This is a genomic window from Rathayibacter festucae DSM 15932 (assembly GCF_004011135.1).
Taxonomy (GTDB): Bacteria; Actinomycetota; Actinomycetes; order Actinomycetales; family Microbacteriaceae; genus Rathayibacter; species Rathayibacter festucae.
Map to the genome: position 1 here is coordinate 1,732,051 of NZ_CP028137.1, position 24,373 is coordinate 1,756,423.

The following is a 24,373-nucleotide window of genomic DNA, read 5'->3' on the forward strand; positions in this document are numbered from 1 at the left end:
CGGAGCCGCGTCACGGCAGGATCTCGGCGAGGAAGGTGCCGGTGTGGCTCTCCTTGACCTTCGCGACGTGCTCGGGGGTGCCGATGGCGACGACCTGGCCGCCGCCCGCGCCGCCCTCGGGACCCATGTCGATCAGCCAGTCGGCCGACTTGATGACGTCGAGGTTGTGCTCGATGGTGATGACCGTGTTGCCCTTGTCGACGAGGCCGTTGAGCACCAGCAGGAGCTTGCGGACGTCCTCGAAGTGCAGACCGGTGGTCGGCTCGTCGAGCACGTAGACGCTGCGCCCGTTCGAGCGGCGCTGCAGCTCGGTGGCGAGCTTGACGCGCTGCGCCTCGCCGCCGGAGAGCGTGGTCGCGCTCTGCCCGAGCCGGACGTAGCCGAGGCCGACCTCGACCAGCGTCTTGAGGAATCGGTGGATCGAGGTGATCGGCTCGAAGAACTCGGCCGCCTCGGCGATCGGCATGTCGAGCACCTCGGCGATGCTCTTGCCCTTGTAGTGCACGGTCAGGGTGTCGCGGTTGTAGCGCGCTCCCCCGCAGACCTCGCACGCGACGTAGACGTCGGGCAGGAAGTTCATCTCGATCTTGATCGTGCCGTCGCCCGAGCAGGCCTCGCAGCGGCCGCCCTTGACGTTGAAGCTGAACCGGCCGGGCAGGTAGCCGCGGGCCTTCGCCTCGGTGGTCTCGGCGAAGAGGTTGCGGATGCGGTCGAACACGCCGGTGTAGGTCGCCGGGTTGGAGCGCGGGGTGCGGCCGATCGGGTTCTGGTCGACGTGCACGACCTTGTCGAGGTTCTCGAGCCCGGTGACACGGGTGTGCTTGCCCGGCACCTTGCGGGCGCCGTTGAGCTGATTGGCGAGCACCCGGTAGAGGATGTCGTTCACCAGCGTCGACTTGCCCGAGCCGGAGACGCCGGTGACCGCGACGAAGGTGCCGAGCGGGAACTCGACGTCGACCTTCTGCAGGTTGTTCGCGTTGGCTCCGACGACCTTGATCACGCGCTTGCGGTCGATCTTGCGGCGCTTCTTCGGCAGCTCGATCGAGCGGCGGCCGGCGATGTAGTCGCCGGTGAGCGAGTGCGTGTTCTCGAGCAGCGACTCGTAGGAGCCGGAGTGCACGACCCGGCCGCCGTTGACGCCGGCGCCGGGGCCGATGTCGACGATCCAGTCGGCGGTGCGGATGGTGTCCTCGTCGTGCTCGACGACGATCAGGGTGTTGCCGAGGTCGCGCAGCTTGATCAGGGTGTCGATCAGCCGGCGGTTGTCGCGCTGGTGCAGGCCGATGCTCGGCTCGTCGAGGACGTAGAGCACGCCGGTGAGACCGGAGCCGATCTGAGTCGCGAGCCGGATGCGCTGCGCCTCGCCGCCGGAGAGCGAGCCGGCCGCACGGGAGAGGTTGAGGTAGTTGAGCCCGACCTCGATCAGGAAGTCGAGGCGCGCGCGGATCTCGCGGAGCACCTGCGCGGCGATGGTGGCCTCGCGCGGGGTGAGCTGCAGCTCGCTCATGAACGACTGGGCGTCGCCGAGGCTGAGGTCGGCGACGTCGGCGATGCTCGCACCGTGCACGAGCACGGCGAGCACCTCGGGCTTGAGGCGCGAGCCCTTGCAGACGGGGCAGGCGACCTCGCGGAGGAACTCGGCCCAGCGCGAGCGCTGCACGTCGGTCTCGGCCTGCACGTACTGCCGCTCGATGTAGGGCACGACGCCCTCGAAGCCGGAGGTGTAGCTCATCTCCCGGCCGTAGCGGTTCTTCCACTTGACCTTGACCTCGAAGTTGTCGCCGTGCAGCACGGCCTGCTGCACCTCCGAGCTGAGGCGCTTCCACGGGGTGGTCAGCTTGAAGCCGAGGTCGCGGGAGAGGCCGTCGAGCAGCTTCTCGTAGTACTGGAAGAGGCCCTTACCCTGCGTGGTCCAGGGGATGATGACGCCCTCGGCGATGCTGAGGTCGGGGTCGCCGAGCAGCAGCTCGTCGTCGACCGACATGCGCGTGCCGAGGCCGGAGCACTCGGGGCAGGCGCCGAAGGGGGCGTTGAAGGAGAAGGTGCGCGGCTCGATCTCGGTGAGCGAGATCGGGTGGTTGTTGGGGCAGGACAGCTTCTCGGAGTACGTCGTCCACGCGCCGTCGCCCTCGCCGTCGACGAAGTTGATCTGCACGATGCCGTCGGTGAGGCGCAGCGCCGTCTCGAGCGAGTCGGTCAGGCGGCCGAGGATGTCCGGGCCGGCGACGAGGCGGTCGACGACGACGGAGATGTCGTGCTTGTACTGCTTCTTCAGCACCGGCGGCTCGCTCAGCTGGATGAGCTTCCCGTCGACCATGGCGCGGGAGTAGCCGCCCGCGGTCAGCTCCTTGAAGAGGTCGACGAACTCGCCCTTCTTCTGCGAGACGACCGGGCTGAGGATCTGGTAGCGGGTGCCCTCGTCGAGCTCCATCAGCTGGTCGGCGATCTGCTGCACGGTCTGCGCCGAGATCGGCTCGCTGCAGACGGGGCAGTGCGGGATCCCGATGCGCGCCCAGAGCAGGCGCATGTAGTCGAAGATCTCGGTGATCGTGCCCACGGTCGAGCGCGGGTTGCGGTTGGTCGACTTCTGGTCGATCGACACCGCGGGGCTGAGGCCCTCGATGAAGTCGACGTCCGGCCGGTCGACCTGGCCGAGGAACTGCCGCGCGTAGGCGGAGAGCGACTCGACGTAGCGGCGCTGGCCCTCGGCGAAGATCGTGTCGAAGGCGAGCGAGGACTTGCCCGAGCCGGACAGTCCGGTGAAGACGACCATCGAGTCACGGGGGATCTCGAGGTCGACATCGCGCAGGTTGTGCACTCTGGCCCCGCTCACCACCAGCTTCGACACCGATTCGTCCAGCGAGGAGACGAAGCGGTGGAAGGAGGGTGAGGGGGTGGTGGAAGGGTCCGTAACGGCGTTCAGGATCGACACCTCGAAAGTGTATGCGGAGCCACCGACATCGCCCGGGGCGTTCGCTGGCCGCTGATCCCGGACCTCGCGACTTGCGCTCGTCGACCCCGCCCGCACCGCCGGGCCGGCCCGCGGGGGCCGACCCGGATCGGTCAGGACAGGTGCCCGGCCTTCTCCATCTGCCGCAGCTCGCGCTTGAGCTCGGAGACCTCGTCGCGCAGGCGCGCGGCGAGCTCGAACTTCAGTTCGCCGGCGGCCTGCAGCATCTGGCCGTTGAGGTCGGCGATGATCGCCTCGAGGTCGTTGCCGCCGTTCGCGGCGAGACCCTGGCGGCGCAGGTTGGGCGTCGGGCTCTTCTTCTTGGCGTCGCGGCCGGCCAGCAGCTTCGCGGTGTCGGCTCCCTCGCGCGCGAGCGCGTCGGTGATGTCGGCGATCTTCTTCCGCAGCGGGGTCGGGTCGATGCCGTGGTCGAGGTTGTAGGCGACCTGCTTCTCGCGGCGGCGATCGGTCTCGTCGATCGCGAGCTTCATCGAGTCGGTCATCTTGTCCGCGTACATGTGCACCTCGCCCGAGACGTTGCGCGCGGCGCGGCCGATGGTCTGGATGAGCGAGGTCGACGAGCGGAGGAAGCCCTCCTTGTCGGCGTCGAGGATCGCGACCAGCGACACCTCGGGCAGGTCGAGGCCCTCGCGGAGGAGGTTGATGCCGACGAGGACGTCGTAGACGCCGGCGCGCAGCTCGGAGAGCAGCTCCACGCGGCGCAGCGTGTCGACGTCGGAGTGCAGGTAGCGCACCCGGACGCCGGCCTCGGTGAGGAAGTCCGTGAGCTCCTCCGCCATCCGCTTGGTGAGGGTGGTGACCAGCACGCGCTCGTCGCGCTCGGTGCGGAGCTTGATCTCCTCGAGCAGGTCGTCGATCTGGCCCTTGGTCGGCTTGACGACGATCTCGGGGTCGATCAGGCCGGTCGGGCGGATGATCTGCTCGACGATGCCGTCGGCGATCCCCATCTCGTAGCGGCCGGGGGTGGCCGAGAGGTAGACGGTCTGGCCGACGCGGCCCTTGAACTCCTCCCACTTCAGCGGGCGGTTGTCCATCGCCGAGGGCAGCCGGAAGCCGTGCTCGACCAGGGTGCGCTTGCGCGACGCGTCGCCCTCGTACATCGCGCCGATCTGCGGCACGGTGACGTGCGACTCGTCGATGACGACGAGGAAGTCGTCGGGGAAGTAGTCGAGCAGGCAGTGCGGCGCCTCGCCGGACTCACGGCCGTCGATGTGGCGCGAGTAGTTCTCGATGCCGGAGCAGAAGCCGATCTGCTGCATCATCTCGAGGTCGAACGTGGTGCGCATCCGGAGCCGCTGCGCCTCGAGGAGCTTGTTCTGCTTCTCGAGGTCGGCGAGGCGGACCTCGAGCTCCTGCTGGATGGTGTCGATGGCGCGGTGCATGACGTCCTGGCTGGCGACGTAGTGCGAGCCGGGGAAGACGGAGACGGACTCGAGCTTCTTCACGACGTTCCCGGTGAGCGGGTGCAGCGTGTAGAGCGCCTCGATCTCGTCGCCGAACATCTCGATCCGGATCGCGAGCTCCTCGTACATCGGGATGATCTCGATCGTGTCGCCGCGGACCCGGAAGGTGCCGCGGGCGAAGTCGACGTCGTTGCGGGCGTACTGCATCGAGACGAACTTGCGGATCAGGCGGTCGCGGTCGACCCGCTGGCCGACCTGGAGCGCGACCATCGCCTCGAGGTACTGCTCCGGCTGGCCCAGGCCGTAGATGCAGGAGACGGTCGAGACGACGATGACGTCGCGCCGGCTGAGCAGCGAGTTGGTCGTCGAGTGCCGCAGGCGCTCGACCTCGGCGTTGACCGAGCTGTCCTTCTCGATGAAGGTGTCCGTCTGCGGGACGTAGGCCTCGGGCTGGTAGTAGTCGTAGTAGGAGACGAAGTACTCGACCGCGTTGTTGGGGAAGAGCTCGCGGAACTCGTTGGCGAGCTGCGCGGCGAGCGTCTTGTTGTGCGCGAGGACGAGGGTCGGCCGCTGGACGGCCTCGACGAGCCAGGCGGTGGTCGCGGACTTGCCGGTACCGGTGGCGCCGAGCAGGACGACGTCGGTCTCGCCGGCGTTGATCCGGGCGCTCAGATCGGCGATCGCTCCGGGCTGGTCACCGCTCGGCTGGTATTCGCTGATGACCTCGAAGGGGTGCACGGCACGGGTTGGCTCCATGCTCGAAGCGTAACCGCGACCACCGACATCGGGGCGGCCCTGCGCCGACGGCGAACGGGGCTCGCGCCGACCCGTACCGCAGACCGACCCGCTGGGGGCGCCGGGTCTCGATGCGCCCCTGGGGGGCTGCTCGACCACCATGGACCTGCCAGTTGCATGCTGATCGAGTAGCGCGCGCAGCGCGCGTATCGAGATCCACCGGCGCCGGAAGCCGAGTCGGCAGACCGACCAGCAGGAGGGCGCCCGATCAGAGGCGGGAGACGCGCAGGTCGCGCAGGTGGAGGCGGTCGCCCGCGGCCATGCCGTCGGTGCGCACGCGGAGCACCGCGCAGACCGCCCACTCCGGCGCGGGGAGGGAGTAGGCGTCGTCGAGCCGGACGCCGGCGAACGAGTCGCGGGCCGAGACGTCGGTCGCCGAGTACCAGTCCCGCCCCAGGCCGTCGGCCCGTCGCGCGGTCGAGAAGCCGAGATCGATCGCGACGGATCCGGAGCCCTCGTAGAGCGCGTCCAGCGACGCGAGCACCCGCGCTCCCGCGGCGATCGGCACGAAGAGGTGGACCGCGCCGGAGCCCGACCCGTCCTCGACTGCCAGCGCGCGGAGTCCCGCGACCGGCGAGTCCCCCGGCGCGACGGACGCCCCGCTTTCGGCCGTCCAGTCGTCGGCGAGCACCGAGCGCGAGCCGTGCGGATCGAGCACACCGCGGATCCGCTCGGCCGCGTGGAACCGCAGCGCGGTCGAGGGCAGAGCCGACGTGTCCGAGATCGTCAGGACGCCGTCGCCGCGCGCCAGGAAGGGCAGCCGCGAGTTGCCGCCCTGGAACTGCCCGCCCCGGACGACGGCCCGCTGGCCCCCTGCCCCCGAGAACTGGATCAGTCCGCGCTCGGCGTCACCGTCGACCTCCTTCCGCGCCCGGACGAGGAAGCGGCAGTCGGTGAGCGAGAGCAGGGCACCCCAGCCGTCCAGCTCGAACCAGCCGTGGTTGTCGGGGATCTGCATCTCGAAGTGGCAGTGCGAGAAGTGGGCCTGGCCGCGCGAGATCGTGACCGCGCGGCCCTGGTTCGTCGAGAAGGTGTCGAACGAGCACTGGTCGACGAAGAACTCCTGGTCGCCGTGGATCTGGAGCGCGCTCTCGGTGTTGCTGGTCAGGTCGCAGCCTTGGAAGGCGATGCGCTCGCCCGAGTCGACGGCGTCCTCCACTGCCACGACTCCGACACGGTTCCCCTGGAACGAGCACGAGCGGAACTCGAGCAGGTAGGCGTGCGACCCGAGCTCGACCGCCGTGTCGAATCTCCGCGCGACGACGTTCGCGAACGAGAGGTAGGCGGGCTTCGGCCCGGGTTCGCGCAGGTGGGACGGTGCGCTCACGGCGATGCCGGTGTTCGAGCCGTCGCCGATCAGGTGCAGATCGCTCAGCACGGTCTGGTGCTGGCGGGTGTATCCCGCGGCGGACGATTGCAGCACGGGGCCGACGGTCTGCAGCGCAGGGCCCGTGCCGACGTAGCGGATCTCGCAGTGGCCGTCGATGCTCACCCTGGCGTCCCAGGAGAGCGTCTCGTCGACGACGAAGCTTCCGCCGGGCGCGGTGACAACGGCGTGGTGCTCGGCCGGGTCGACCCCGTCCTCCGGCACGGTGGCAGCCGCCAGCGCCGCCTGCCACGCGGCGGTGTCGCGCGCGGCTCCCGCGGGGAGCGACTCGTCGAGGTGGTCGTGCACGTCGACGATGCGGGACGTGCCGGCGGGACGGCTGATCACCTGGACCGGCGCCGGTCCGGTCCGGCCGGTGAGCGCACCCGCGGCGGCTCCCGCACCCGCACCGAGCAGGACGCCCGCCCCGGAGGCGAGCAGGAGGCGCCGGGAGTCGGAGGCGGGTGGGCGTGCTCCGGAAGCGCTCATGCGTCGTACCCCTCGACTCGGCGATCGTGCTGGGGCCGTCCCCCGTGCTGCGGCCCTCCCACTGTAGGAGCAGGGCCTGACGGTCTCCCGCCACCGGGTGCGCTCAGACTGAGGGGCGGCGCAGCCGCTCCCAGAGCGCGTCGATCTGGCTCAGGGTCTCCTCCAGAGTTCCGGAGGCGTCGATCACGGCGTCCGCGAGGGCCAGGCGGTCCTCGTCGCTCGCCTGCGCGCCGACGCGAGCGCGGGCGTCGGCCTCAGTCATGCCGCGCAGATGGATGAGGCGCTCGACGCGCGTCTCCTGCGGGGCGTGGACGACGATCACCTCGTCGAACTCCCCCGCGCCGCGCGACTCGGCGAGCAGCGGGACGTCGTAGACGACGATCGCCGCGGGGTCGGCGGCGGCCGCCGAGGCGAACAGCTCCTGCGAGCGGAGCGACACCGCCGGGTGGGTGATCGCGTTGAGGTCCTCGCGGGCGGCGGAGTCGGAGAAGACGATCGCGCCGAGCGCCGCCCGGTCGAGCGAGCCGTCGGCGCGCAGGGTCTCCGGGCCGAACCGCTCGACGATCGCGGCCAGCGCGGGCTCCCCCGGCTCGACCACCTCGCGGGCGAGCCGGTCGGCGTCGACGACGACGGCTCCGAGCTCGGCGAGACGGCGGGCGACGGTGGACTTGCCCGAGGCGATGCCTCCGGTGAGGGCTGCGAGATGCACCCGGCAAGCCTAACGAGCGGCGCTGCGCACCGGGCGGGCCTGGATCTCGATACGCCCGCTCCGCGGGCTACTCGATCAGCATGTTTGCAGCGGGGCGGCTCCGCCCATGCTGGTCGAGTAGCCGCGCAGCGGCGCATCGAGACCCGCGCCGTCGGCTCCTGCTGCAACGCCGAACGGCCGGCCCCCGAGGGGACCGGCCGTTCGTCGTGATGGTGCCGCAGATCAGTTGTTCGAGGACAGCTTCTCGCGCAGTGCGGCGAGCGACTCGTCGTCGGCGAGGGTTCCGCCGCCGGCAGCCGACTCGGTGTTGGTGAAGCCGCCGCCGACCGAGACGCCCTCGGAGACCGTGGCGGCCTCCTCCTGCGACTTGGCGACCTGGGCCTTGTGGGCCTCCCAGCGAGCCTGAGCAGCGGCGTACTCCTGCTCCCAGGCCTCGCGCTGGGACTCGAAGCCCTCGCGCCACTCGTTGGTCTCCGGGTCGAAGCCGTCGGGGTACTTGTAGTTCCCCTGGTCGTCGTACTCGGTGGCCATGCCGTAGAGCGCCGGGTCGAACTCGGTGCCCTCGGGGTCGACGTTCTCGTTCGCCTGCTTGAGCGAGAGCGAGATGCGACGGCGGTCGAGGTCGATGTCGATGACCTTGACGAAGACCTCTTCACCGACCGACACGACCTGCTCGGCGAGCTCGACGTGCTTGCCCGAGAGCTCGGAGATGTGGACGAGGCCCTCGATGCCGTCCGCGACGCGGACGAAGGCACCGAACGGGACCAGCTTCGTGACCTTGCCCGGGGCGACCTGACCGATCGCGTGGGTGCGGGCGAAGACCTGCCACGGGTCCTCCTGCGTCGCCTTGAGCGAGAGCGACACGCGCTCGCGGTCGAGGTCGACCTCGAGGATCTCGACGGTGACCTCCTGGCCCACCTCGACGACCTCGGAGGCGTGCTCGATGTGCTTCCAGGAGAGCTCGGAGACGTGGACGAGACCGTCGACGCCGCCGAGGTCGACGAACGCACCGAAGTTGACGATCGAGGACACGACGCCCTTGCGGACCTGACCCTTGTGCAGGTTGTTCAGGAACGTGGTGCGGCTCTCGGACTGCGTCTGCTCGAGGAGCGCGCGACGCGACAGGACCACGTTGTTGCGGTTCTTGTCGAGCTCGAGGATCTTCGCCTCGATCTCCTGGCCGAGGTACGGCGTGAGGTCGCGGACGCGGCGCAGCTCGATGAGCGAGGCCGGGAGGAAGCCGCGGAGGCCGATGTCGACGATGAGCCCGCCCTTGACGACCTCGATGACCGAACCGGTGACGACACCGTCGGACTCCTTGATCTTCTCGACGTCGCCCCACGCGCGCTCGTACTGCGCGCGCTTCTTGGAGAGGATCAGGCGACCCTCCTTGTCCTCCTTCTGCAGGACGAGGGCTTCGACGCTGTCGCCCACGTTGACGACCTCGGAGGGGTCGACGTCGTGCTTGATGGAGAGCTCACGCGAGGGGATGACGCCCTCGGTCTTGTAACCGACGTCGAGGAGGACCTCGTCGCGGTCGATCTTCACGACGGTGCCTTCGATGAGGTCTCCGTCGTTGAAGAACTTCAGAGTCTTTTCGACCGCGGCAAGAAAGTCTTCAGCAGACCCGATGTCGTTGATCGCGACCTGCTTGGTTGCCTTTTCGGTCGTTGCGGTTGTCATTAAGGGATGCTCCAGGATGGATGGGTATCGGGCGGCGGGCACCGACACGCCCGAGGGCGTGACGCGGTGGTGACCACTGCGGAGGTGATGGGGATGCCGTGACCGGGAGGAGCTCGAGAGCCCGGACCGTGGTCCCGGATCTCCAGCGCACCGTGGGCACGGCGGCGCCACGAATGTGACGTTCCAGACTATCGAACCGACCGGGGTGAGAGCAATCTCGAGGGGCCCCGTTCCGCGTGTCCTGGCGGGTTCCATCGGTCCCCGCCGGCCCGCCGGAGGTCAGGCCTTGGCGCCGAGGCTCGCGCGCAGCGTGTCGAGCCCGACGCCGCCGAGATCGAGGGCGCGGCGGTGGAACGACGCGAGCGAGAAGTCCGCCCCGTCGCGCGCGCTCGCCTCGTCCCGCAGCTCCTCCCAGATCCGCTGGCCGATCTTGTAGGAGGGCGCCTGGCCGGGCCAGCCGAGGTAGCGGTTGACCTCGAAGCGGACGAAGGCGTCGTCCATGTTGACGTTCGCGCGCAGGAAGGCGAGGGCGGACTCGGCCGTCCAGACGTCCGAGGAGCCGGGCATCCGCTTCTGCAGGTGCACGCCGATGTCGATGACGACGCGGGCGGCGCGCATCCGCTGCCCGTCGAGCATCCCGAGGCGGTCGGCCGGGTCGTCCAGGTAGCCGAAGCGCTCCATCAGGCGCTCGGCGTAGAGGGCCCAGCCCTCGGCGTGCCCGGAGCTGCCGGCGAGCTGGCGGCGCCAGGTGTTGAGGCTCGCCCGGTTGTACACGGCCTGGCCCACCTGCAGGTGGTGGCCGGGGACGCCCTCGTGGTAGACGGTCGTCAGCTCGCGCCAGGTGGCGAACTCGGTGACGCCCGGCGGGACGGACCACCACATCCGGCCCGGGCGGGAGAAGTCGTCGCTCGGGCCGGTGTAGTAGATGCCGCCCTCCTGGGTCGGCGCGATGCGGCACTCGAGGCGGCGGAGCTCGTCCGGGATGTCGAAGGCGGTGCCCGCGAGCTCGCTCACGGCCCGGTCGCTGGTCTCCTGCATCCAGCGCTGCAGCGCGTCGACGCCGTGCAGGGTGCGGGCGGGGTCGGTGTCGAGGTGCGCGATCGCCTCGGCGACGCTCGCGCCGGGCAGGATCTCGCGGGCGATCGCCTCCTGCTCGGCGGTCATCCGCGCGAGCTCCTCGATCCCCCACTCGTAGGTCTCGTCGAGGTCGACCACCGCGCCGAGGAAGCGGCGCGACTGCAGCGCGTAGTGCTCGCGGCCCACCGCGTCCTGCTCCGTCGCGGCCGGGGCGAGCTCGGTGCGGAGGAACCGGGCGAGGCCGCCGTAGGCCGCGGAGGCCCGACGCGCGCCCTCCTCGAGCCGCAGCGAGAGCGACGCGGGCAGCGATCCGGTGGCCGGAGCGGCGTCTGCGGCCAGCGCGGCGAAGAACCCCCGCGGGCCGGCGATCGTCTCGGCCTGCTCAGCGACGAGGCCGACCTGGCGGCGCGCCGGCGTCACTCCGGCGCCGATGCCCGCGCGAAGGGTCTCCGCGTAGCCGGCGAGGGCGGCCGGGACGGCGAGGAGCCGCTCCGCCACGTCCTCCCAGTCGCTCACGGAGTCGGTCGGCATCAGGTCGAAAACGTCGCGCAGCTCCTGCGCGGGCGAGGCGATCACGTTCAGATCGCGGAGCGGCAGCTGCGCCGCGTGCGCCTCGAGCGACAGCCGCAGGTCCGCCCCCAGATCGGCGACCGTCACCGCGTCGACCGCGTCGACCGGCTCGGCGGACTCGAGCTCGGCCAGCGCGGCGGCCGTCGCCGCCCGCGCCCGCTCCACGCCCTCCGGCGACAGGTCGCCGAGGCGGCGGTTCGCCTCGGCGCGGCCGATCGAGGTGCCGAGGGTGGGCTCGAGCTCGACGAGGGTGTCGACCCAGCGCTCGGCGACGAGGTCGACGGCGGTGGGCTCGCGGGAGATGTCGGAGGTCATGCCTTCGAGCCTAGCCAGCGGCCCGGAACGGCCCGGGGCCGCGCGGCGTCAGTGCGCCGCGACGTCCCAGTCGGAGCCGTGGCCGACCTGCACCTCGAGGGGGACGGAGAGATCGACGGCGCCGGCCATCCGCGCGCGGACGACCTCCTCGAGCACGTCCTCCTCGCCGGGGGCCACGTCGAAGATCAGCTCGTCGTGCACCTGGAGCAGCATCCGCGACTCCAGGCCCTTCTCGCCGATGTCGGCCTGGACCCCGATCATCGCGATCTTCATGATGTCGGCCGCAGAGCCCTGGATCGGCGAGTTCAGCGCGGCGCGCTCCGCGTTGTCGCGGAGGACGCGGTTGCCGCTCTGGAGGTCGGGGAAGGGGCGGCGGCGGCCGAAGATCGTCTCGGTGTAGCCGGTCTCCCGCGCCTGCTCGACGACCGTGCGGAGGTAGTCGCGGACCGCGCCGAAGCGGACGAAGTAGTCGGTCATCAGCTGCTTCGCCTCGTTGCTGGAGATGCGCAGCTGCTTGGAGAGGCCGAACGCGCTCAGTCCGTAGGCGAGCCCGTAGGACATCGCCTTGACCTTGTTGCGCATCGCCGAGGTGACGTCGGACGGCTCGACGCCGAAGATCCGCGCGCCGACGAAGCGGTGCAGGTCCTCGCCGCTGTGGAAGGCCTCGATCAGACCGGCGTCGCCGGAGAGGTGCGCCATGATCCGCATCTCGATCTGCGAGTAGTCGGCGGTGATCAGGGTGCTCGCCTGCTCGCCGTGCACGAACGCGGTGCGGATGCGGCGGCCGACCTCGCTGCGGACCGGGATGTTCTGCAGGTTCGGGTCGTTGGAGGAGATCCGCCCGGTCGCGGTGCCGGTCTGGTCGTAGCTGGTGTGGATCCGGCCGTCGGCGGTGACCGACTTCTCCAGCGTCTCGATGATCTGCTTGAGCTTGGTCGCGTCGCGGTGCTCGAGCAGGAGACCGAGGAACGGGTGCGGGTGCGACTCCTGCAGGTCGGCCAGGGCGGACGCGTCGGTCGTGTAGCCGGTCTTCGTCGCGCGGGTGCGCGGCATCGCCAGCTCCTCGAACAGGACCTGCTGCAGCTGCTTGGGCGAGCCGAGGTTCATCTCGTGCCCGATCTCGGCGAAGGCGCGGTTCGCGAGGTCGACGGAGGTCGCGGTGAGCTCGCCGCGGAGGCGCGCGAGCACCTCGGCGTCGATCGCGACACCGGTGAGCTCCATCGTCGCGAGCACCTGCACGATCGGCAGCTCGATGTCGACGAGCACCGAGAGCATGCCCTCGCCGAGCAGCTCGGTCTGCACGCCGACCAGGCGGTGCGCGTACCAGGCCTCGGTCGCGGGGCCGATCGGCGGGGCGGTGGGGACGAGCTGGTTCGGGTCACCCTGGATCATCGCCTCGTCGAGGTACTGCTGGACCTGGGCCGGCAGCGTCGCCGCGTGACCGGTGGGCTGCAGGAGCCACGCCGCGATGCGGGTGTCGAAGGCGAGTCCGGCCACCGGGAGCCCGGCCCGGCGCAGCGCCTTGACCTGCGGCTTGGCATCGGCGAAGTACTTGGGGGCGTCGCTCGCGAGCCACTCCTCGAGCGCGGTGTAGTCGGGCCGGCCCGCGGCCCAGGGCACGAAGGCCGACTCGGCCTCGACCGACAGGCCGACGCCCTCGAGCCCGCTCTCGCCGAGCTGCACCTGCACGGCGACGGGCACGGTGCCGTCCGCGGAGACGCGGGCGAGCCAGTGCGCCAGCTCCTCGTCGACCAGGTTGCGCACGGCCGGAGCCGCGGTGACGACGGTGTCGCCGGCGAGCGCCTCCGCCGCGCCCTCGACGCCCTCGTCGGCGGCGATGGTGAGCACGCGCTCCTGCAGCGTCCGGAACTCGAGCCGGCTGAAGATCTCGCGGACCGCGTCCGGGTCGATCGGACGGCGGTCGAGGTCGTTCGGGCCGAGCGGCAGCTCGACGTCGGTGATCAGGCGGTTGAGCCGGCGGTTGCGGAGCGCGTTCTCCTTCTGCTCGCGCAGCTTCTCGCCGACGACGCCCTTGATCTCGTCGGCGTGGGCGATGATGTCGGCGACGGTGCCGTACTGGTTGACCCACTTCGCGGCCGTCTTGGGGCCGACCTTGTCGACGCCGGGCAGGTTGTCACTCGTCTCGCCGACGAGCGCAGCGATCTCGGGGTACTGGTGCGGCTCGACGCCGTACTTCTCGAAGACCTTGTCGCGGTCGTAGCGGGTGAGCTGCGAGACGCCCTGGGTCGACGGGTAGAGCAGCGTGACGTCGGGCGTGACCAGCTGGATGGTGTCGCGGTCTCCCGAGACGACCAGCACGCGGAAGCCCGCCTCGGCGCCCTGGCGGGCGAGCGTGGCGAGGATGTCGTCGGCCTCGAAGTCCTCCTTCGAGACGGTGCGGATGTTCATCGCGTGCAGCGCCTCCTCGAGGAGGGGGACCTGGCCCTTGAACTCGGGCGGGGTCTCGCCGCGGGTGCCCTTGTACTCGGGGTACTCGCGGGTGCGGAACGAGTAGCGGGAGATGTCGAAGGCGACGCCGAGGTGCGTGGGCTTCTCGTTCTTCAGCAGCAGGATCAGCATCGACAGGAAGCCGTGGATGGCGTTCGTGTGCTGCCCGTCGCGGGTCTGGAAGCTGTCGACCGGGAGGGCGTAGAACGCCCGGAACGCGAGCGAATGACCGTCGATGAGCAGGAGGGTAGGCTGTTCCGGATCTGACACAGGGCAAGACTACACAGCGCCTCCGACACCGGTTCGGGCCCGGTCCCGCCCGTCGGCGGAGGGCCTCCGGGAGGCCCAGCACGAGGAGCACCGTGACCGAATCCGCCCCCGCCGCCGCGACCGCCGCCCCCTGGGTCCGCCCGCCCGTCCTCGACCTCGAGGCGCACATCGGGCGCGGCATGGGCGAGCTCGCCGAGCGGATGGGCATCGTCTGGCACGAGCTCACGCCCGAGCACTCGGTCGCGTCGATGCCCGTCGAGGGCAACCGCCAGCCGGTCGGCATCCTGCACGGCGGCGCGCACGTCGTCCTCGCCGAGTCGATGGGCTCGATCGCCGCGAACGTGCACGCCGGAGCGGGCCGCCTCGCGATGGGCATCGAGCTGAACGCGAGCCACAGCCGCTCGATCACCCACGGCCACGTGATCGCCACCTGCGACGCGATCCACCTGGGCTCCACCCTCACCACGCACGAGATCGTCGTCCGCGACGAGCAGGGCCGCCGCCTCAGCACGGTCCGCATCACGAACATCCTCCGCGACGCGCGCTGACCGCTCCGCTCAGCCCGCGCTGGGAACGACGGCGACGACGACGCAGCCGAGCACGAGGACCGTGCCCGCCGTCGCGACGAGGGGCTTCGGCGAATCCATGGCGACCGCCAGGAGCGCCCCCGCGAGAGCGACCGCCACCTCCGCGGAGCACGCGACGATCATCGGCCGTGCCGCCGTGCGCTCCAGCAGCCACGAGTCCTCGACGACCGGGAAGGCGCGAGGCAGGAGCGCGAGGAGGGAGACGACGAGGGGAAGGAGCACCAGAGGCGGTGTCCGCCACAGCTCCGGCAGGAAGGCGCCGAGCATGAGCTCGAGCACGACGGTGGCCGTGACGAGCAGCACCCCGAGCCGGGACCGGGACGCGCGCCGGGTCGGCTGCCGTGGTCGGTTCGCAGGGCGCAACGAAAGACTCCCCCGTCTGAGGACGGGTCCTGCACCCGTGCCTCGTCCGTTCTAGCGGCGGCCGGCCTCGGCCGTACCGCCTTGTCGCCGGACGTGAGCTGAATGGCGCGTGCCGCCCGCGGGCCGACGGACGACGGGCTCCGGCGGGGCGTGCCCGCGCCGCCGACCCCGTCCGCGCGAGCGCGTCGTGTGACGCGGCGCGTGCGGGCGACCTCACACGCTGGCCGTTCTATTCAGGGCACAGTGGGAACGATCACGACGACGACCGAACCGATGATGAGCATCAGGCCCGCCGCCGCGACCAGGACCGGCGTCTGAGAATCGACGAGCGGCGCCAGCGTCGCCCCCACCAGCCCGACCGCACCTTGGGAGTAGTACGAAGCAGATGTCGGTCGGGGCGCCGTCCGTTCGAGAAGCCACGATCTTTCCACCAGCGGAATCGCTCGGGGAACGAACGCCAGCATCGGGACCATGACGAGAAGCGTCACCAGGGGAGAGGAGTGCCGCACCTCGGGGAACGCCGCCCCGATGATGAAGAACGAAACCAGGCACACCGTGAAGATGATCAAGCCGAGCCTCGATCGAGGTGCACCCCACCGTGCCTCGGGTGTCGTCGATGTCACTCTCATGAACCCGCTCCTTGTAGAACTCGCTGACAGGGAACAAAGCCGCCGCCGCAGAGTGCAGATGGCGACGCACGTGCCCTCGTCCTCAGCGCTACTGGCGGCATCGATCCCTACCGCCGCTCCCAGTTCGCAGGCGCGAACCATCCGAGTATGGCCTTTGTAGCGACGAGGTCCGACCGGGTGCAACCGCTGTCGCCCCGTGCCGGACGTCGCGCGACAGAGCCGGCGCAGGTCGATGCTCGGCCGCTCCGGACGAGGAGGCCGCGACGGCTCCGCAAGCCCCCGCTGTGGCCGGGCGGGCGACCTAGGCTCGGGGCGTGACCTTCCGCGATCTGCTGCGCTCCCTGCCGTCCATGCCCTCCGAGCTGCCCGACTTCGATGCGGAGGCGGCTCCGGCCGATCCGGTCGAGCTGTTCGGGCAGTGGCTGGAGGCGGCGAAGGACGCCGGCCAGCTCCTCCCCCACGGCGCGACGCTGTCGACCGCCGACGCCGACGGGACCGTCTCGGCGCGCGTGCTCGTGCTCCGCGACATCGACGACGCCGGCTGGGCGTTCTCGACCCACGCCTCCAGCCCCAAGGGGCGCGCGATGGCGGCGAACCCGCACGCCGCGCTGACCTTCTTCTGGCCGGTGCAGGGCCGGCAGGTCCGGGTGGAGGGCCGCGTCGAGCGCGCGTCCGCCGAGGAGTCGAAGAAGGACTTCCAGCGGCGCTCGGAGGCCGCGCGCACGGCGCTGCTGGTCGGCCGGCAGAGCGAGCCGATGAAACGCGCCGAGGACTTCGACCTGGTGACGCTGCAGACCGGCGTCGCCGTCGCCTGCTCCCCCGCGACGCTCGACCGCGACTGGGCCGTCTACCGCGTCGTGCCCGAGCGGATCGAGTTCTGGCAGGGCTCGACCAGGGCGGAGCAGGACCACACCCGCCTGCTGTACAGCGCCACGGACGCTGCGGGAACGACGGACGCAGGAACGACAGAGGCGGACGGCTCCCCGTGGGAGCGCACCCGCCTCTGGCCGTGACGGCGCGGCCCTCGGGCCGCCGCCGCCCTACTTCTTGGGGCTGAGCTGCTCGATGATCGCCTGGGCGACGTCGTGCATGGTGAGACGGCGGTCCATCGACGCCTTCTGGATCCAGCGGAACGCCTCGGGCTCGGAGAGGCCCATCTTCTCGTTGAGCAGGCCCTTGGCCCGGTCGACGAGCTTGCGCGTCTCGAAGCGCTCGACCATGTCGGCGACCTCGGCCTCGAGGGTGAGGATCTGGGCGTAGCGGGAGAGGGCGATCTCGATCGCCGGCAGCAGGTCGTTCGGCGTGAACGGCTTGACCACGTAGGCCAGCGCGCCGGCCTCGCTCGCGCGCTCGACCAGCTCCTTCTGGCTGAAGGCGGTCAGCAGGACGACGGGGGCGATGTGCGCCTTCGAGAGGCGCTCAGCGGCGGAGATGCCGTCGAGCTGGGGCATCTTCACGTCCATGATCACCAGATCGGGGCGCAGCTCGGTGGCGAGAGCCACGGCCGTCTCGCCGTCGCCCGCCTCACCGACGACCTCGAAGCCGTTGTCGCGGAGGATCTCCACGATGTCCATGCGGATGAGCGATTCGTCCTCTGCGACGACGACCCGACGGGGTGCGGTCTGCGGAGTTTCCTGGTCTGTCACGCCGAAGAGCCTACGGTATTCTCGACAGGCTCGTGATGAGCCGGTGTGGCGGAATGGCAGACGCGGGGCACTCAAAATGCTCTGTCCGAGAGGGCTTGTGGGTTCGAGTCCCACCACCGGTACCGCAGGCGCCCCGCGCGCGTCGCCGCTTCGCTAGCGTCGTCGGATGGACGATTCCTCCGCGGCCTGGCCGCTCTTCTCCCTCGTGCTGCGCACGCCGCGCCTCGAGCTGCACCCGGTCCGCGACGCCGATCTGCCGGCCCTCGCCGCGGCCGCCGTCGCCGGGATCCACGAGCCCGGCCGATCGCCGTTCCCCGCGGCCTGGGCCGAGGCGCCCGCCGAGCAGCTGCCCGCCGACCTCGCCCGCTACCAGTGGTCGCTCCGTGCGGCGACGCGGCCGGACTCCTGGCGCGTGGCCTTCGCGATCGTCGAGGACGGCGCGGTGATCGGCTGCCAGGACCTGCTCGCCGACGAGTTCGCGGCGCGGCGCACCGTCTCCTCCGGCTCGTGGCTCACCCGCGCGGCTCAGGGCCGCGGTCTCGGCCGGGAGATGCGGGCGGCGGCCCTGCTGCTCGCCTTCGACCACCTCGGTGCGGAGGTGGCGGAGAGCAGCGCGCTGGCGTGGAACACGGCGTCGATCCGGGTGTCGACCGGGCTCGGCTACGAGCCCAACGGCACGCAGCGCACGGTCGGCGCCGACGGAGTGGCGGTCGAGGAGATCCGGTTCCGCGTCACGCCCGACACCTTCCGCCGCCCGGAGTGGGCGCTCGAGGTGTCCGGCCTCGAGGCGGCCCGTGCGCTCCTGATCACCGAGCCGTCGGCGGACTCCTAGCGAGAGACCGACCGGGCCGAGCCGCTCAGAACTCCGCGAGGCTCCCGCGCAGACCGCCCCCGGGGTACTCCCGCCGCAGGATCCCGCGGCGGCGCAGGATCGGCACCAGCTCGTCGAGCATCCGGTGCAGCGTCACCGGGTGGAAGTCGCCGGAGAACGCGACGCCGTCGTTGTCCGCGTCGTCGCCGAGCTCCTGGACGAAGTCGGCGACCTCCTCCGCGGTGCCCACCACTCCGCTGCGATCTGCGATCAGGCCGAGCCGGGCCTTCGCGGTGAGCAGGGCGCGCAGCGGGGCGTCTTCGTCGGCACCGCCGTAGAGGCCGGCGATGCTGCCGCGCGAGACGTGCTCGCCGAAGACCGACGGGTCGACCGGGCGGTCGAGGTCCAGCGCGGTCAGATCGGTCTCGAGGTCGCTCGACCAGGCGGCCGCGGCGGTGAGCAGCGCCGCGTCGTCGGGGTGCGCGGAGGCGTCGACGAGGCGCTGCGCCTCCTCCCTGCTCGACACGATGATCGGCTTGAAGACGAAGAGGATGGTGAGGTCGTCGGGGTTCCGGCCGTGCGCGGCGGCCGCGGCGCGGGCCCGCTCGCGATAGGCGCGGACCGTCGCGGTGTCGAGCGAGGCGAGGGCCAGCTGGATCTCGGACTGCGCGCCGGCGAAGTCGATGCCGCGCGGCGAGCCGCCGGGCGAGACGATGATCGGCTCGCCGGGGCCGGCGGCGGCCCCCGTGGAGGATCCAGCGCCGAACGGCAGCGCGTTCAGCGGGCCGTCGAAGGAGTAGTGCGTCCCGCGGTGCTGCAGGGCGTGCAGCCGGTCGCCGTCGGCGAAGCGGCCGGTCGCCTCGTCCTGGATGAGCGCGCCGTCGTCCCAGCTGCGCCAGAGCTCGCGCAGCGAGTCGAGCCACTCGTGCGCGCGGTCGTAGGCGCCGTCGTGCGGCAGCGGCTCGAAGCCGAAGTGCCGGCTGCTGCCGACGTCGGTGACGACGTTGAGCCCGAGCCGGCCGCCGCTGAGGTGCTGCAGCGTGGCGAACTGGCGCGCCGCCTGATACGGGCTGTAGGCCATCGGATTCACGGTCGGCGCGACGCCGAGGTGCTGCGTGGCCTCGAAGAGCGACGGCGCGAGCAGCAGCGGGTCGTGCTTGGGTCCGCCGTAGGCGCGGCGGATCCGGAGGTCGAGGGTGCCGGCGTTCCCGAGCGAGAGCGCGTCCTCGATGATGACGAGGTCGAAGCCGGCCTGCTCGAGCTCGCGGGCGCTGCGCCGGTAGACCTCGGCCGCCGTCCAGGAGTGGTCCCACTCCCAGCCGGGCTGCCCCCAGGCCTGCGGCCCGAAGCCGCGGGAGAGGAACCAGGCGAAGTGCTGCGGCCGGCTCACGACGCCTCCGCCAGCACGAGCGGCCGGACGGCCGCGGCGCGCAGCCCGAGCTCGAGGTCGGCGAGGAGGTCCTCGACGTCCTCGATGCCGATGGAGAGCCGCAGCAGACCGGGGCCGATCCCCGCGGCCTCGAGCTGCTGGGCGGTGCGGCCGACGTGCGTGGTCGAGGCCGGGTGCAGCACGAGCGAGCGGACGTCGCCGAGGTGGGTCATCCGGGTGAAGAGGCCGAGGGCGTCGGAGAAGCGGCGCGCCGCCTCCTCGCCGCCGTGCAGGGTGAAGGAGAAGACCGAGCCCTGCCCGCGCGGCAGCAGGCGGCGGGCGAGCGCGTGCGAGGGGCTGGAGGCGAGTCCGCTGTAGTCGACGCTCGCGACCTCGGGCCGCTCCTCCAGCCAGCGCGCGACGGCGAGGGCGCTGCGCGACTGGTGGCGGACCCGCAGCGACAGCGTCTCGAGCCCCTGCTCGAGCAGGAACGCGGTGAGCGGTGAGACGGTCGGCCCCATCCGGCCGGCGACGACGTGGCGGGCGTAGTCGGCGAAGGCCCGCTCGGGGTCGCCGCCGCGCTCGATCGCGGCGGCGAGGTGCGGGTACTGCGGCGTGCGCCAGTCGAAGCGGCCGCCGTCCACGATCACCCCGGCGATCACGGCGCCGTGACCGGCCAGGAACTTGCTGGCCGAGTGCACGACGATGTCGGCCCCGTGCTCGAGCGGGCGGAGGAGGTACGGGGTCGCGAAGGTGTTGTCGACGACGACGGGGACGCCGGCGCCGTGCGCGACCTCGGCGACGAGCCGGACGTCCACCACGTCGTTGCGCGGGTTGGGGATCGACTCGATCAGGACGGCGCGGGTGCGCGGAGTGATCGCGGCGGCCCAGGCGAGCGGGTCGTCGGCGTCCTCGACGAACGTGGCGCCGACGCCGAGGCGGGCGAGGTTCTCCAGCAGGAGGTTGCGGGTGCCCTCGTAGAGGCTCGCGGCGGCGACCACGTGGTCTCCGGCGGAGGCGAGCGCGAGCAGCGCGACCGAGACGGCCGCCTGACCGCTGCCGACCAGGAGCGCCTCGACGCCGCCCTCGAGGGCGGCGAGGCGGCGCTCGACGGCGTCGGTGGTCGGGTTGCCGACCCGGGTGTAGGTGTAGCCGTCCGCGCCGGCGAAGCGGTCGCGCGCCTCGTCGAAGGAGTCGAAGCTGAAGCCGGCCGTGAGGTAGATCGGAGTGCGCCGCGCGTGCAGCGCGTCCTCGACCGCTCCGGCGTGCAGCTGCCGGGTCGAGAAGCCCCAGCCGTCCTCGCTCGCGTGCCCGTGCCGTGCCATGATCCGCCTCCCTCGTGCCAGCCCTCCGGCAGTGGGCACCACCGTGGCAGAGGAGGCGGGCGGCGCGTCGGGCGGTTACCCGGCGTTACGCCGGAGCCGCCGGAACGTCACCAGAACATCGTTCCCGGCGCGCCCTTGAACGGACCGACCACGCGGGAGGTGATCCAGCCGCCGTAGAAGTCCCCCGGCTGCGGCTGCACGGTCTCGCCGTCGACGGTGCAGGAGTCCATCCGCCCCGGGTAGAGCGCGACCGTGTCGACGAGCTGCTCGAAGCCCGGCATCGGCTCGGGGTAGATCCAGCCGGCCGCCTCGGCGACGGCCTCGCCGCCGCGGACCGTCAGGTAGGAGGCCGCGCCCTTGAACTCGCAGATGCTGCGACCGGGGGCGGGCTCGAGCGCGCCGTCGGCGAACGCGCTGCGCGGCAGGTAGTAGACGGGCGGGTGGCTGGTCTCGAGGACGCGGAACGCCTCCCGGGTGTCGGCGACGACGACGCCGCCGAGCCGGACCACGACGTGCTCGGAGGTCGGCTCGACCCTGGGCGGTCGCGGGTAGTCCCAGACGGATTCCTGTCCCTCAGCGGGGGGTGTGCGCTTCATCCGGACCACGCTACGCGGGCGGGCGGCGGCGCCTCTCCCGCTCCCAGGCGATGCGCGGCCGGGCACGTCGGAGGTCCGCGGATCACCGCCGGGACGGCACGGGGTCGCCGCGGTCGCGTAACGTCGACCTTGCGCCGGAATCCCGAGACCGCGCGCAGAAGGATTACACGCGTGCCCGAAGAATGCATCCACGGTCTGGACATCGCTCTCTGCGACGTCTGCTCCCCCGCCAAGCTCCCCGAGCCGCAGGGCCGCACCCGGGCTCCGGTGCGCGTGCCCGGCACGTCCCGCGCGGCCACCGCTCGCGCCGCCGCCCGCGGCACCGCCCGCGAGAAGCCGCTCCCGCAGGTGGACATCACCGCGCAGCGCATCTACCACGTGACCCACCTCGACAACCTCGAGGCGATCGTCGCCGCCGGCGCCGTCCTGGCCGACCAGAACCTCGAGGGCCGCCCCGCGGTCGACGTCAGCGCCGAGACGACCCGCGAGCACCGCCGCGCCGTCCAGGTCAAGGACGGCGTCAGCGTCGCCGGCTACGTCCCGTTCTTCCTCTCCCCCGACGCCGCGCTCTGGGCCGACCTCCGCGGCGACCGCGTCCTGCCGCACTGGTCGCCCCGCGCGCGCACCACCACGGCGTCGCAGTTCGTCGTCCTGGTCGGCTCGCTGTCCTCCGCCCCCGTGCTGAGCGACGGCGACGCGTCGCACGTGCTCACCCGCTTCACCGAGGGCGACGCGCTCGTCCGCACCTTCGCGCGGCTCCTCGTCGACGAGCCCGCGCTGCGCAGCGCCGAGGCACTCGTGCCGGACCGCTTCCCGATCGAGGAGATCGCCGTCGTCGGCGTGCCGTCGGTCACCATGAAGAACAAGGTCAAGGCGATGTTCGAGAACAGCGGGGCCACTCCCCGCGTCGCGGTCTACCCGCCCTGGTTCCACCCGGTCGCCGAAGAGGAGTGACTCTGCGGGCTGACACCGCGGAGTGACACGGCAGAGTGACGCGGCGGAGCCGGCCGGAGCGGTCGGCTCCTACGCCCCCTCGAGCAGGTCGAGCCGGTCGGCGAGGTAGCGCTCGAGCGGCATGAGGCCCTGCTCGCCGAGGCCGGGTGCCCAGCGGACCACCACCCGGTCGCCGCGGAGCGACAGCGGCTCCTGGCCGGCGGCGAGGCTCTCGGCGTCGATCGCCAGGCGGCGCCAGCCGTGGTTGACGATCTCGCCCTCCTGGAAGGGTCCGTCGAAGGCGGCCTTCCGGATCTCCCGGCGCGCCTCCTGCGACTCCGACTGATTGTTGGCGTGCAGCGGGGCCACGGAGCGGGTGACCGAGCCGGTCGCGAAGACGTCGCCGTCGTGCCCGAGCAGCAGGACGCCGAGTCGCCAGGCCCGGGTGACCGGAGCCATCACGGGCGCGCGGCGGAAGCCGAGGATCGCGCGCGGCCGGCGGAGCTCGGCGAGAGCCTGATCGGGCACACCGCGGAGCTCGAGCTCGACGACGGTCTGCGCGAGCAGCTCCTGCAGCGCGGCGGCGGCGCTCGTCGCCTCGTCCGATGCCGTCATCGACCGCGCTCCCGTCCGCTCTCCTGCGCGCGACCGCGTCCGGCCGGCTCCACCAGCCTAGGACGGCTGACGGCGGCGGCGAGCCGGGGTGCGGAGACGCCGACGGCGCGCCCGCCCCGGAGGGTGGACGCGCCGTCGGGGCGGATCAGATCGCCGAGGCGAGGACCTCGTCGAGCTTCGCGGAGGCCTCCTCGTCGGTGGCCTTCAGCGCGAGCGAGAGCTCCGAGACCAGGATCTGGCGGGCCTTCAGCAGCATGCGCTTCTCGCCGGCCGAGACTCCGCCGGCCTGCTCGCGGCGCCACAGGTCGCGGACGACCTCGCTGACGCGGTAGACGCTGCCGCTCGCCATCTTCTCCTGGTTGGCCTTGAACCGGCGCGACCAGTTGCTGGCCTCCTCGGCCACGTCGCTGCGGAGCACGTCGTAGACGGCCTGCACGCCGGCGTCGTCGATGATCTCGCGGACCCCCACGAGCTCGGCGTTCTCGACGGGCAGGGTGATCGTGAGCTCGCTGGTGTGCACGTTCATCGTCATGAACGTCTTCTCGACGCCCTTGACCGAGCGCTTCTCGAGCCCGGTGATCGTCACCGCTCCGTGGTGCGGGTAGACCAGGGTCTCGCCGACCTCGAATGTCATCATGTCGTGCCTTTCATCGTGGGGCGTGGTGGGAGGGAGGAGGAGTCCGGGGCCCGCAGCGGCGCGTCGGCCAGCCAGGGCGGGAGGAGGGCGACGAGCTGCTCGACGAGCTCCTCGTCGGTGCCGTCGAGGCCGCCCGCGAGCCAGGCGCCGACCACGGCGAGCACGCCGCCGGCTGCGAAGGTCGCCGTCAGCTCGGGATCGATGCCGGCGGGGGTGTCGACGCGGGCGAGCACCTCGCGGTGGAGGGCGAGCACGGTGTCGAGGACGGCGTCGTCCGAGGCGACCCGGGCCGAGGCGCGGGCGCGGAGCCGGGCGTGGAAGGCGTGCCGGTCGACCAGCCGGTCGACGAGGCGGACGTAGCCGCGCCGGAGCGCGCGGGCGCCGGTGCGGTCCGCGGGGTCGGGAGCGGCGACGTCCGCGACGACGAGGTCCTCGCGGAGGAGGGCGGAGGCGACGGCCGCCGCGTCCTCGAAGTGCGAGTAGAACGAGCTGCGGCTGATGCCGGCCTCGCGGACGATGTCGCTGACCGCGATGCCCTCGGCACGGCCGCCGTCGGTCTGCATGACGAGCCGCTCGACCGCGTCGAAGACCCGGCGGCGAGTTCGGCGCGTGCGCGGATCGGCCGACGCGGGCCCCGGGGTGACGGGTGCCTCCACTCCGTGCGGAGAGGCGGCTCGAGCGGAAGACATCTCCGGCAGTCTACCACTTCCCGGACAGGTGTTCGGAAAGCCGGGAGAACTGGCGGAGCGACCGGCGCCGAGGGGCC

The 24,373-nt window shown here is 71.7% G+C and carries 20 protein-coding genes and 1 tRNA gene; 5 read left to right on the forward strand and 16 right to left on the reverse strand.

Features of this window, described 5'->3' with window-relative positions; all coding sequences use genetic code 11:
* Positions 1-10: 10 nt before the first annotated feature.
* The 7 genes from uvrA to polA all read right to left on the reverse strand — a co-directional run bounded on the left by uvrA (position 11) and on the right by polA (position 14,096).
* The gene (gene uvrA, locus C1I64_RS08125) at positions 11-2,860 is read right to left on the reverse strand and encodes an excinuclease ABC subunit UvrA (RefSeq protein WP_123446568.1); all 2,850 of its coding nucleotides are present in this window, start codon (positions 2,858-2,860) and stop codon (positions 11-13) included.
* A gap of 203 nt (positions 2,861-3,063) precedes the next feature.
* Positions 3,064-5,130, reverse strand: coding sequence for an excinuclease ABC subunit UvrB (gene uvrB, locus C1I64_RS08130; RefSeq protein WP_123446262.1), 2,067 nt, complete (start codon positions 5,128-5,130; stop codon positions 3,064-3,066).
* A gap of 247 nt (positions 5,131-5,377) precedes the next feature.
* On the reverse strand, positions 5,378-7,024 hold the full coding sequence (locus C1I64_RS08135; protein ID WP_127886873.1) for a hypothetical protein: 1,647 nt from the start codon (positions 7,022-7,024) through the stop codon (positions 5,378-5,380).
* A gap of 103 nt (positions 7,025-7,127) precedes the next feature.
* The gene (coaE, locus tag C1I64_RS08140) at positions 7,128-7,733 is read right to left on the reverse strand and encodes a dephospho-CoA kinase (RefSeq protein WP_127886874.1); all 606 of its coding nucleotides are present in this window, start codon (positions 7,731-7,733) and stop codon (positions 7,128-7,130) included.
* 222 nt (positions 7,734-7,955) lie between these two features.
* The gene (gene rpsA / locus C1I64_RS08145) at positions 7,956-9,416 is read right to left on the reverse strand and encodes a 30S ribosomal protein S1 (protein WP_123446259.1); all 1,461 of its coding nucleotides are present in this window, start codon (positions 9,414-9,416) and stop codon (positions 7,956-7,958) included.
* A 279-nt stretch (positions 9,417-9,695) separates the two neighbouring features.
* Positions 9,696-11,378: a DUF885 domain-containing protein gene (locus tag C1I64_RS08150; RefSeq protein WP_127886875.1), complete on the reverse strand. Its 1,683-nt coding sequence runs from the start codon at positions 11,376-11,378 to the stop codon at positions 9,696-9,698.
* A gap of 48 nt (positions 11,379-11,426) precedes the next feature.
* The gene (polA, locus tag C1I64_RS08155) at positions 11,427-14,096 is read right to left on the reverse strand and encodes a DNA polymerase I (RefSeq protein ID WP_127886876.1); all 2,670 of its coding nucleotides are present in this window, start codon (positions 14,094-14,096) and stop codon (positions 11,427-11,429) included.
* A 92-nt stretch (positions 14,097-14,188) separates the two neighbouring features.
* Here polA and C1I64_RS08160 point away from each other — a divergent pair, with 92 nt between their 5' ends.
* Positions 14,189-14,644, forward strand: a complete 456-nt coding sequence (locus tag C1I64_RS08160) for a PaaI family thioesterase (RefSeq protein WP_425272901.1) — start codon at positions 14,189-14,191, stop codon at positions 14,642-14,644.
* Between the two features lie 9 nt (positions 14,645-14,653).
* Here the strand turns inward: C1I64_RS08160 and C1I64_RS08165 are convergent, their stop codons facing one another.
* Together C1I64_RS08165 and C1I64_RS08170 are read right to left on the reverse strand one after the other, a co-directional pair.
* Positions 14,654-14,986: a hypothetical protein gene (locus C1I64_RS08165; protein ID WP_127886877.1), complete on the reverse strand. Its 333-nt coding sequence runs from the start codon at positions 14,984-14,986 to the stop codon at positions 14,654-14,656.
* A gap of 293 nt (positions 14,987-15,279) precedes the next feature.
* Positions 15,280-15,615: a hypothetical protein gene (locus C1I64_RS08170; RefSeq protein ID WP_127886878.1), complete on the reverse strand. Its 336-nt coding sequence runs from the start codon at positions 15,613-15,615 to the stop codon at positions 15,280-15,282.
* Between the two features lie 374 nt (positions 15,616-15,989).
* Here C1I64_RS08170 and C1I64_RS08175 point away from each other — a divergent pair, with 374 nt between their 5' ends.
* Positions 15,990-16,688: a pyridoxine/pyridoxamine 5'-phosphate oxidase gene (locus C1I64_RS08175; RefSeq protein WP_127886879.1), complete on the forward strand. Its 699-nt coding sequence runs from the start codon at positions 15,990-15,992 to the stop codon at positions 16,686-16,688.
* 27 nt (positions 16,689-16,715) lie between these two features.
* On the opposite strand, the gene C1I64_RS08180 is transcribed toward C1I64_RS08175, so the two are convergent.
* Entirely contained in the window at positions 16,716-17,321 is a 606-nt protein-coding gene (locus C1I64_RS08180; protein ID WP_123446252.1) for an ANTAR domain-containing response regulator, read from the reverse strand.
* Positions 17,322-17,360: 39 nt separating this feature from the next.
* Between C1I64_RS08180 and C1I64_RS08185 the strand changes: the two genes are divergently transcribed.
* Positions 17,361-17,443 (forward strand) — tRNA-Leu (locus C1I64_RS08185).
* Between the two features lie 44 nt (positions 17,444-17,487).
* Positions 17,488-18,153, forward strand: a complete 666-nt coding sequence (locus C1I64_RS08190; protein WP_127886880.1) for a GNAT family N-acetyltransferase — start codon at positions 17,488-17,490, stop codon at positions 18,151-18,153.
* 25 nt (positions 18,154-18,178) lie between these two features.
* Here C1I64_RS08190 and C1I64_RS08195 read toward each other — a convergent pair whose 3' ends face one another.
* The 3 genes from C1I64_RS08195 to C1I64_RS08205 form a co-directional block, all read right to left on the reverse strand.
* A complete protein-coding gene (locus C1I64_RS08195; RefSeq protein ID WP_127886881.1) occupies positions 18,179-19,522 on the reverse strand; it encodes an LLM class flavin-dependent oxidoreductase in 1,344 nt (447 codons plus the stop codon).
* On the reverse strand, positions 19,519-20,826 hold the full coding sequence (locus tag C1I64_RS08200) for an O-acetylhomoserine aminocarboxypropyltransferase/cysteine synthase family protein (RefSeq protein WP_127886882.1): 1,308 nt from the start codon (positions 20,824-20,826) through the stop codon (positions 19,519-19,521). Before C1I64_RS08200 ends, C1I64_RS08195 begins: the two co-directional genes overlap by 4 nt.
* A 107-nt stretch (positions 20,827-20,933) precedes the next feature.
* On the reverse strand, positions 20,934-21,422 hold the full coding sequence (locus tag C1I64_RS08205) for a DUF427 domain-containing protein (RefSeq protein ID WP_123446248.1): 489 nt from the start codon (positions 21,420-21,422) through the stop codon (positions 20,934-20,936).
* Positions 21,423-21,593: 171 nt separating this feature from the next.
* Here C1I64_RS08205 and C1I64_RS08210 point away from each other — a divergent pair, with 171 nt between their 5' ends.
* Positions 21,594-22,376, forward strand: a complete 783-nt coding sequence (locus C1I64_RS08210) for a DarT ssDNA thymidine ADP-ribosyltransferase family protein (RefSeq protein ID WP_164874487.1) — start codon at positions 21,594-21,596, stop codon at positions 22,374-22,376.
* A 69-nt stretch (positions 22,377-22,445) separates the two neighbouring features.
* On the opposite strand, the gene C1I64_RS08215 is transcribed toward C1I64_RS08210, so the two are convergent.
* The 3 genes from C1I64_RS08215 to C1I64_RS08225 form a co-directional block, all read right to left on the reverse strand.
* Complete coding sequence (locus C1I64_RS08215) at positions 22,446-22,970, reverse strand: hypothetical protein (RefSeq protein ID WP_123735810.1); 525 nt, start codon at positions 22,968-22,970, stop codon at positions 22,446-22,448.
* Positions 22,971-23,115: 145 nt separating this feature from the next.
* Positions 23,116-23,604, reverse strand: a complete 489-nt coding sequence (locus C1I64_RS08220) for a CarD family transcriptional regulator (protein ID WP_123446565.1) — start codon at positions 23,602-23,604, stop codon at positions 23,116-23,118.
* Complete coding sequence (locus C1I64_RS08225; RefSeq protein ID WP_127886884.1) at positions 23,604-24,296, reverse strand: TetR/AcrR family transcriptional regulator; 693 nt, start codon at positions 24,294-24,296, stop codon at positions 23,604-23,606. The genes C1I64_RS08220 and C1I64_RS08225 overlap by 1 nt, the downstream gene beginning before the upstream one ends.
* Between the last annotated feature and the right edge of the window lie 77 nt (positions 24,297-24,373).

Excerpts from the sequence above, each read along its gene's own strand:
- uvrB (WP_123446262.1), bottom strand. The coding sequence starts at position 5,130 with ATGGAGCCAACCCGTGCCGTGCACCCCTTCGAGGTCATCAGCGAATAC.
- C1I64_RS08135 (WP_127886873.1), bottom strand. The coding sequence starts at position 7,024 with ATGAGCGCTTCCGGAGCACGCCCACCCGCCTCCGACTCCCGGCGCCTC.
- rpsA (WP_123446259.1), bottom strand. The coding sequence starts at position 9,416 with ATGACAACCGCAACGACCGAAAAGGCAACCAAGCAGGTCGCGATCAAC.
- C1I64_RS08150 (WP_127886875.1), bottom strand. The coding sequence starts at position 11,378 with ATGACCTCCGACATCTCCCGCGAGCCCACCGCCGTCGACCTCGTCGCC.
- C1I64_RS08190 (WP_127886880.1), top strand. The coding sequence starts at position 17,488 with ATGGACGATTCCTCCGCGGCCTGGCCGCTCTTCTCCCTCGTGCTGCGC.
- C1I64_RS08200 (WP_127886882.1), bottom strand. The coding sequence starts at position 20,826 with ATGGCACGGCACGGGCACGCGAGCGAGGACGGCTGGGGCTTCTCGACC.
- C1I64_RS08205 (WP_123446248.1), bottom strand. The coding sequence starts at position 21,422 with ATGAAGCGCACACCCCCCGCTGAGGGACAGGAATCCGTCTGGGACTAC.
- C1I64_RS08215 (WP_123735810.1), bottom strand. The coding sequence starts at position 22,970 with ATGACGGCATCGGACGAGGCGACGAGCGCCGCCGCCGCGCTGCAGGAG.
- C1I64_RS08220 (WP_123446565.1), bottom strand. The coding sequence starts at position 23,604 with ATGACATTCGAGGTCGGCGAGACCCTGGTCTACCCGCACCACGGAGCG.
- C1I64_RS08225 (WP_127886884.1), bottom strand. The coding sequence starts at position 24,296 with ATGTCTTCCGCTCGAGCCGCCTCTCCGCACGGAGTGGAGGCACCCGTC.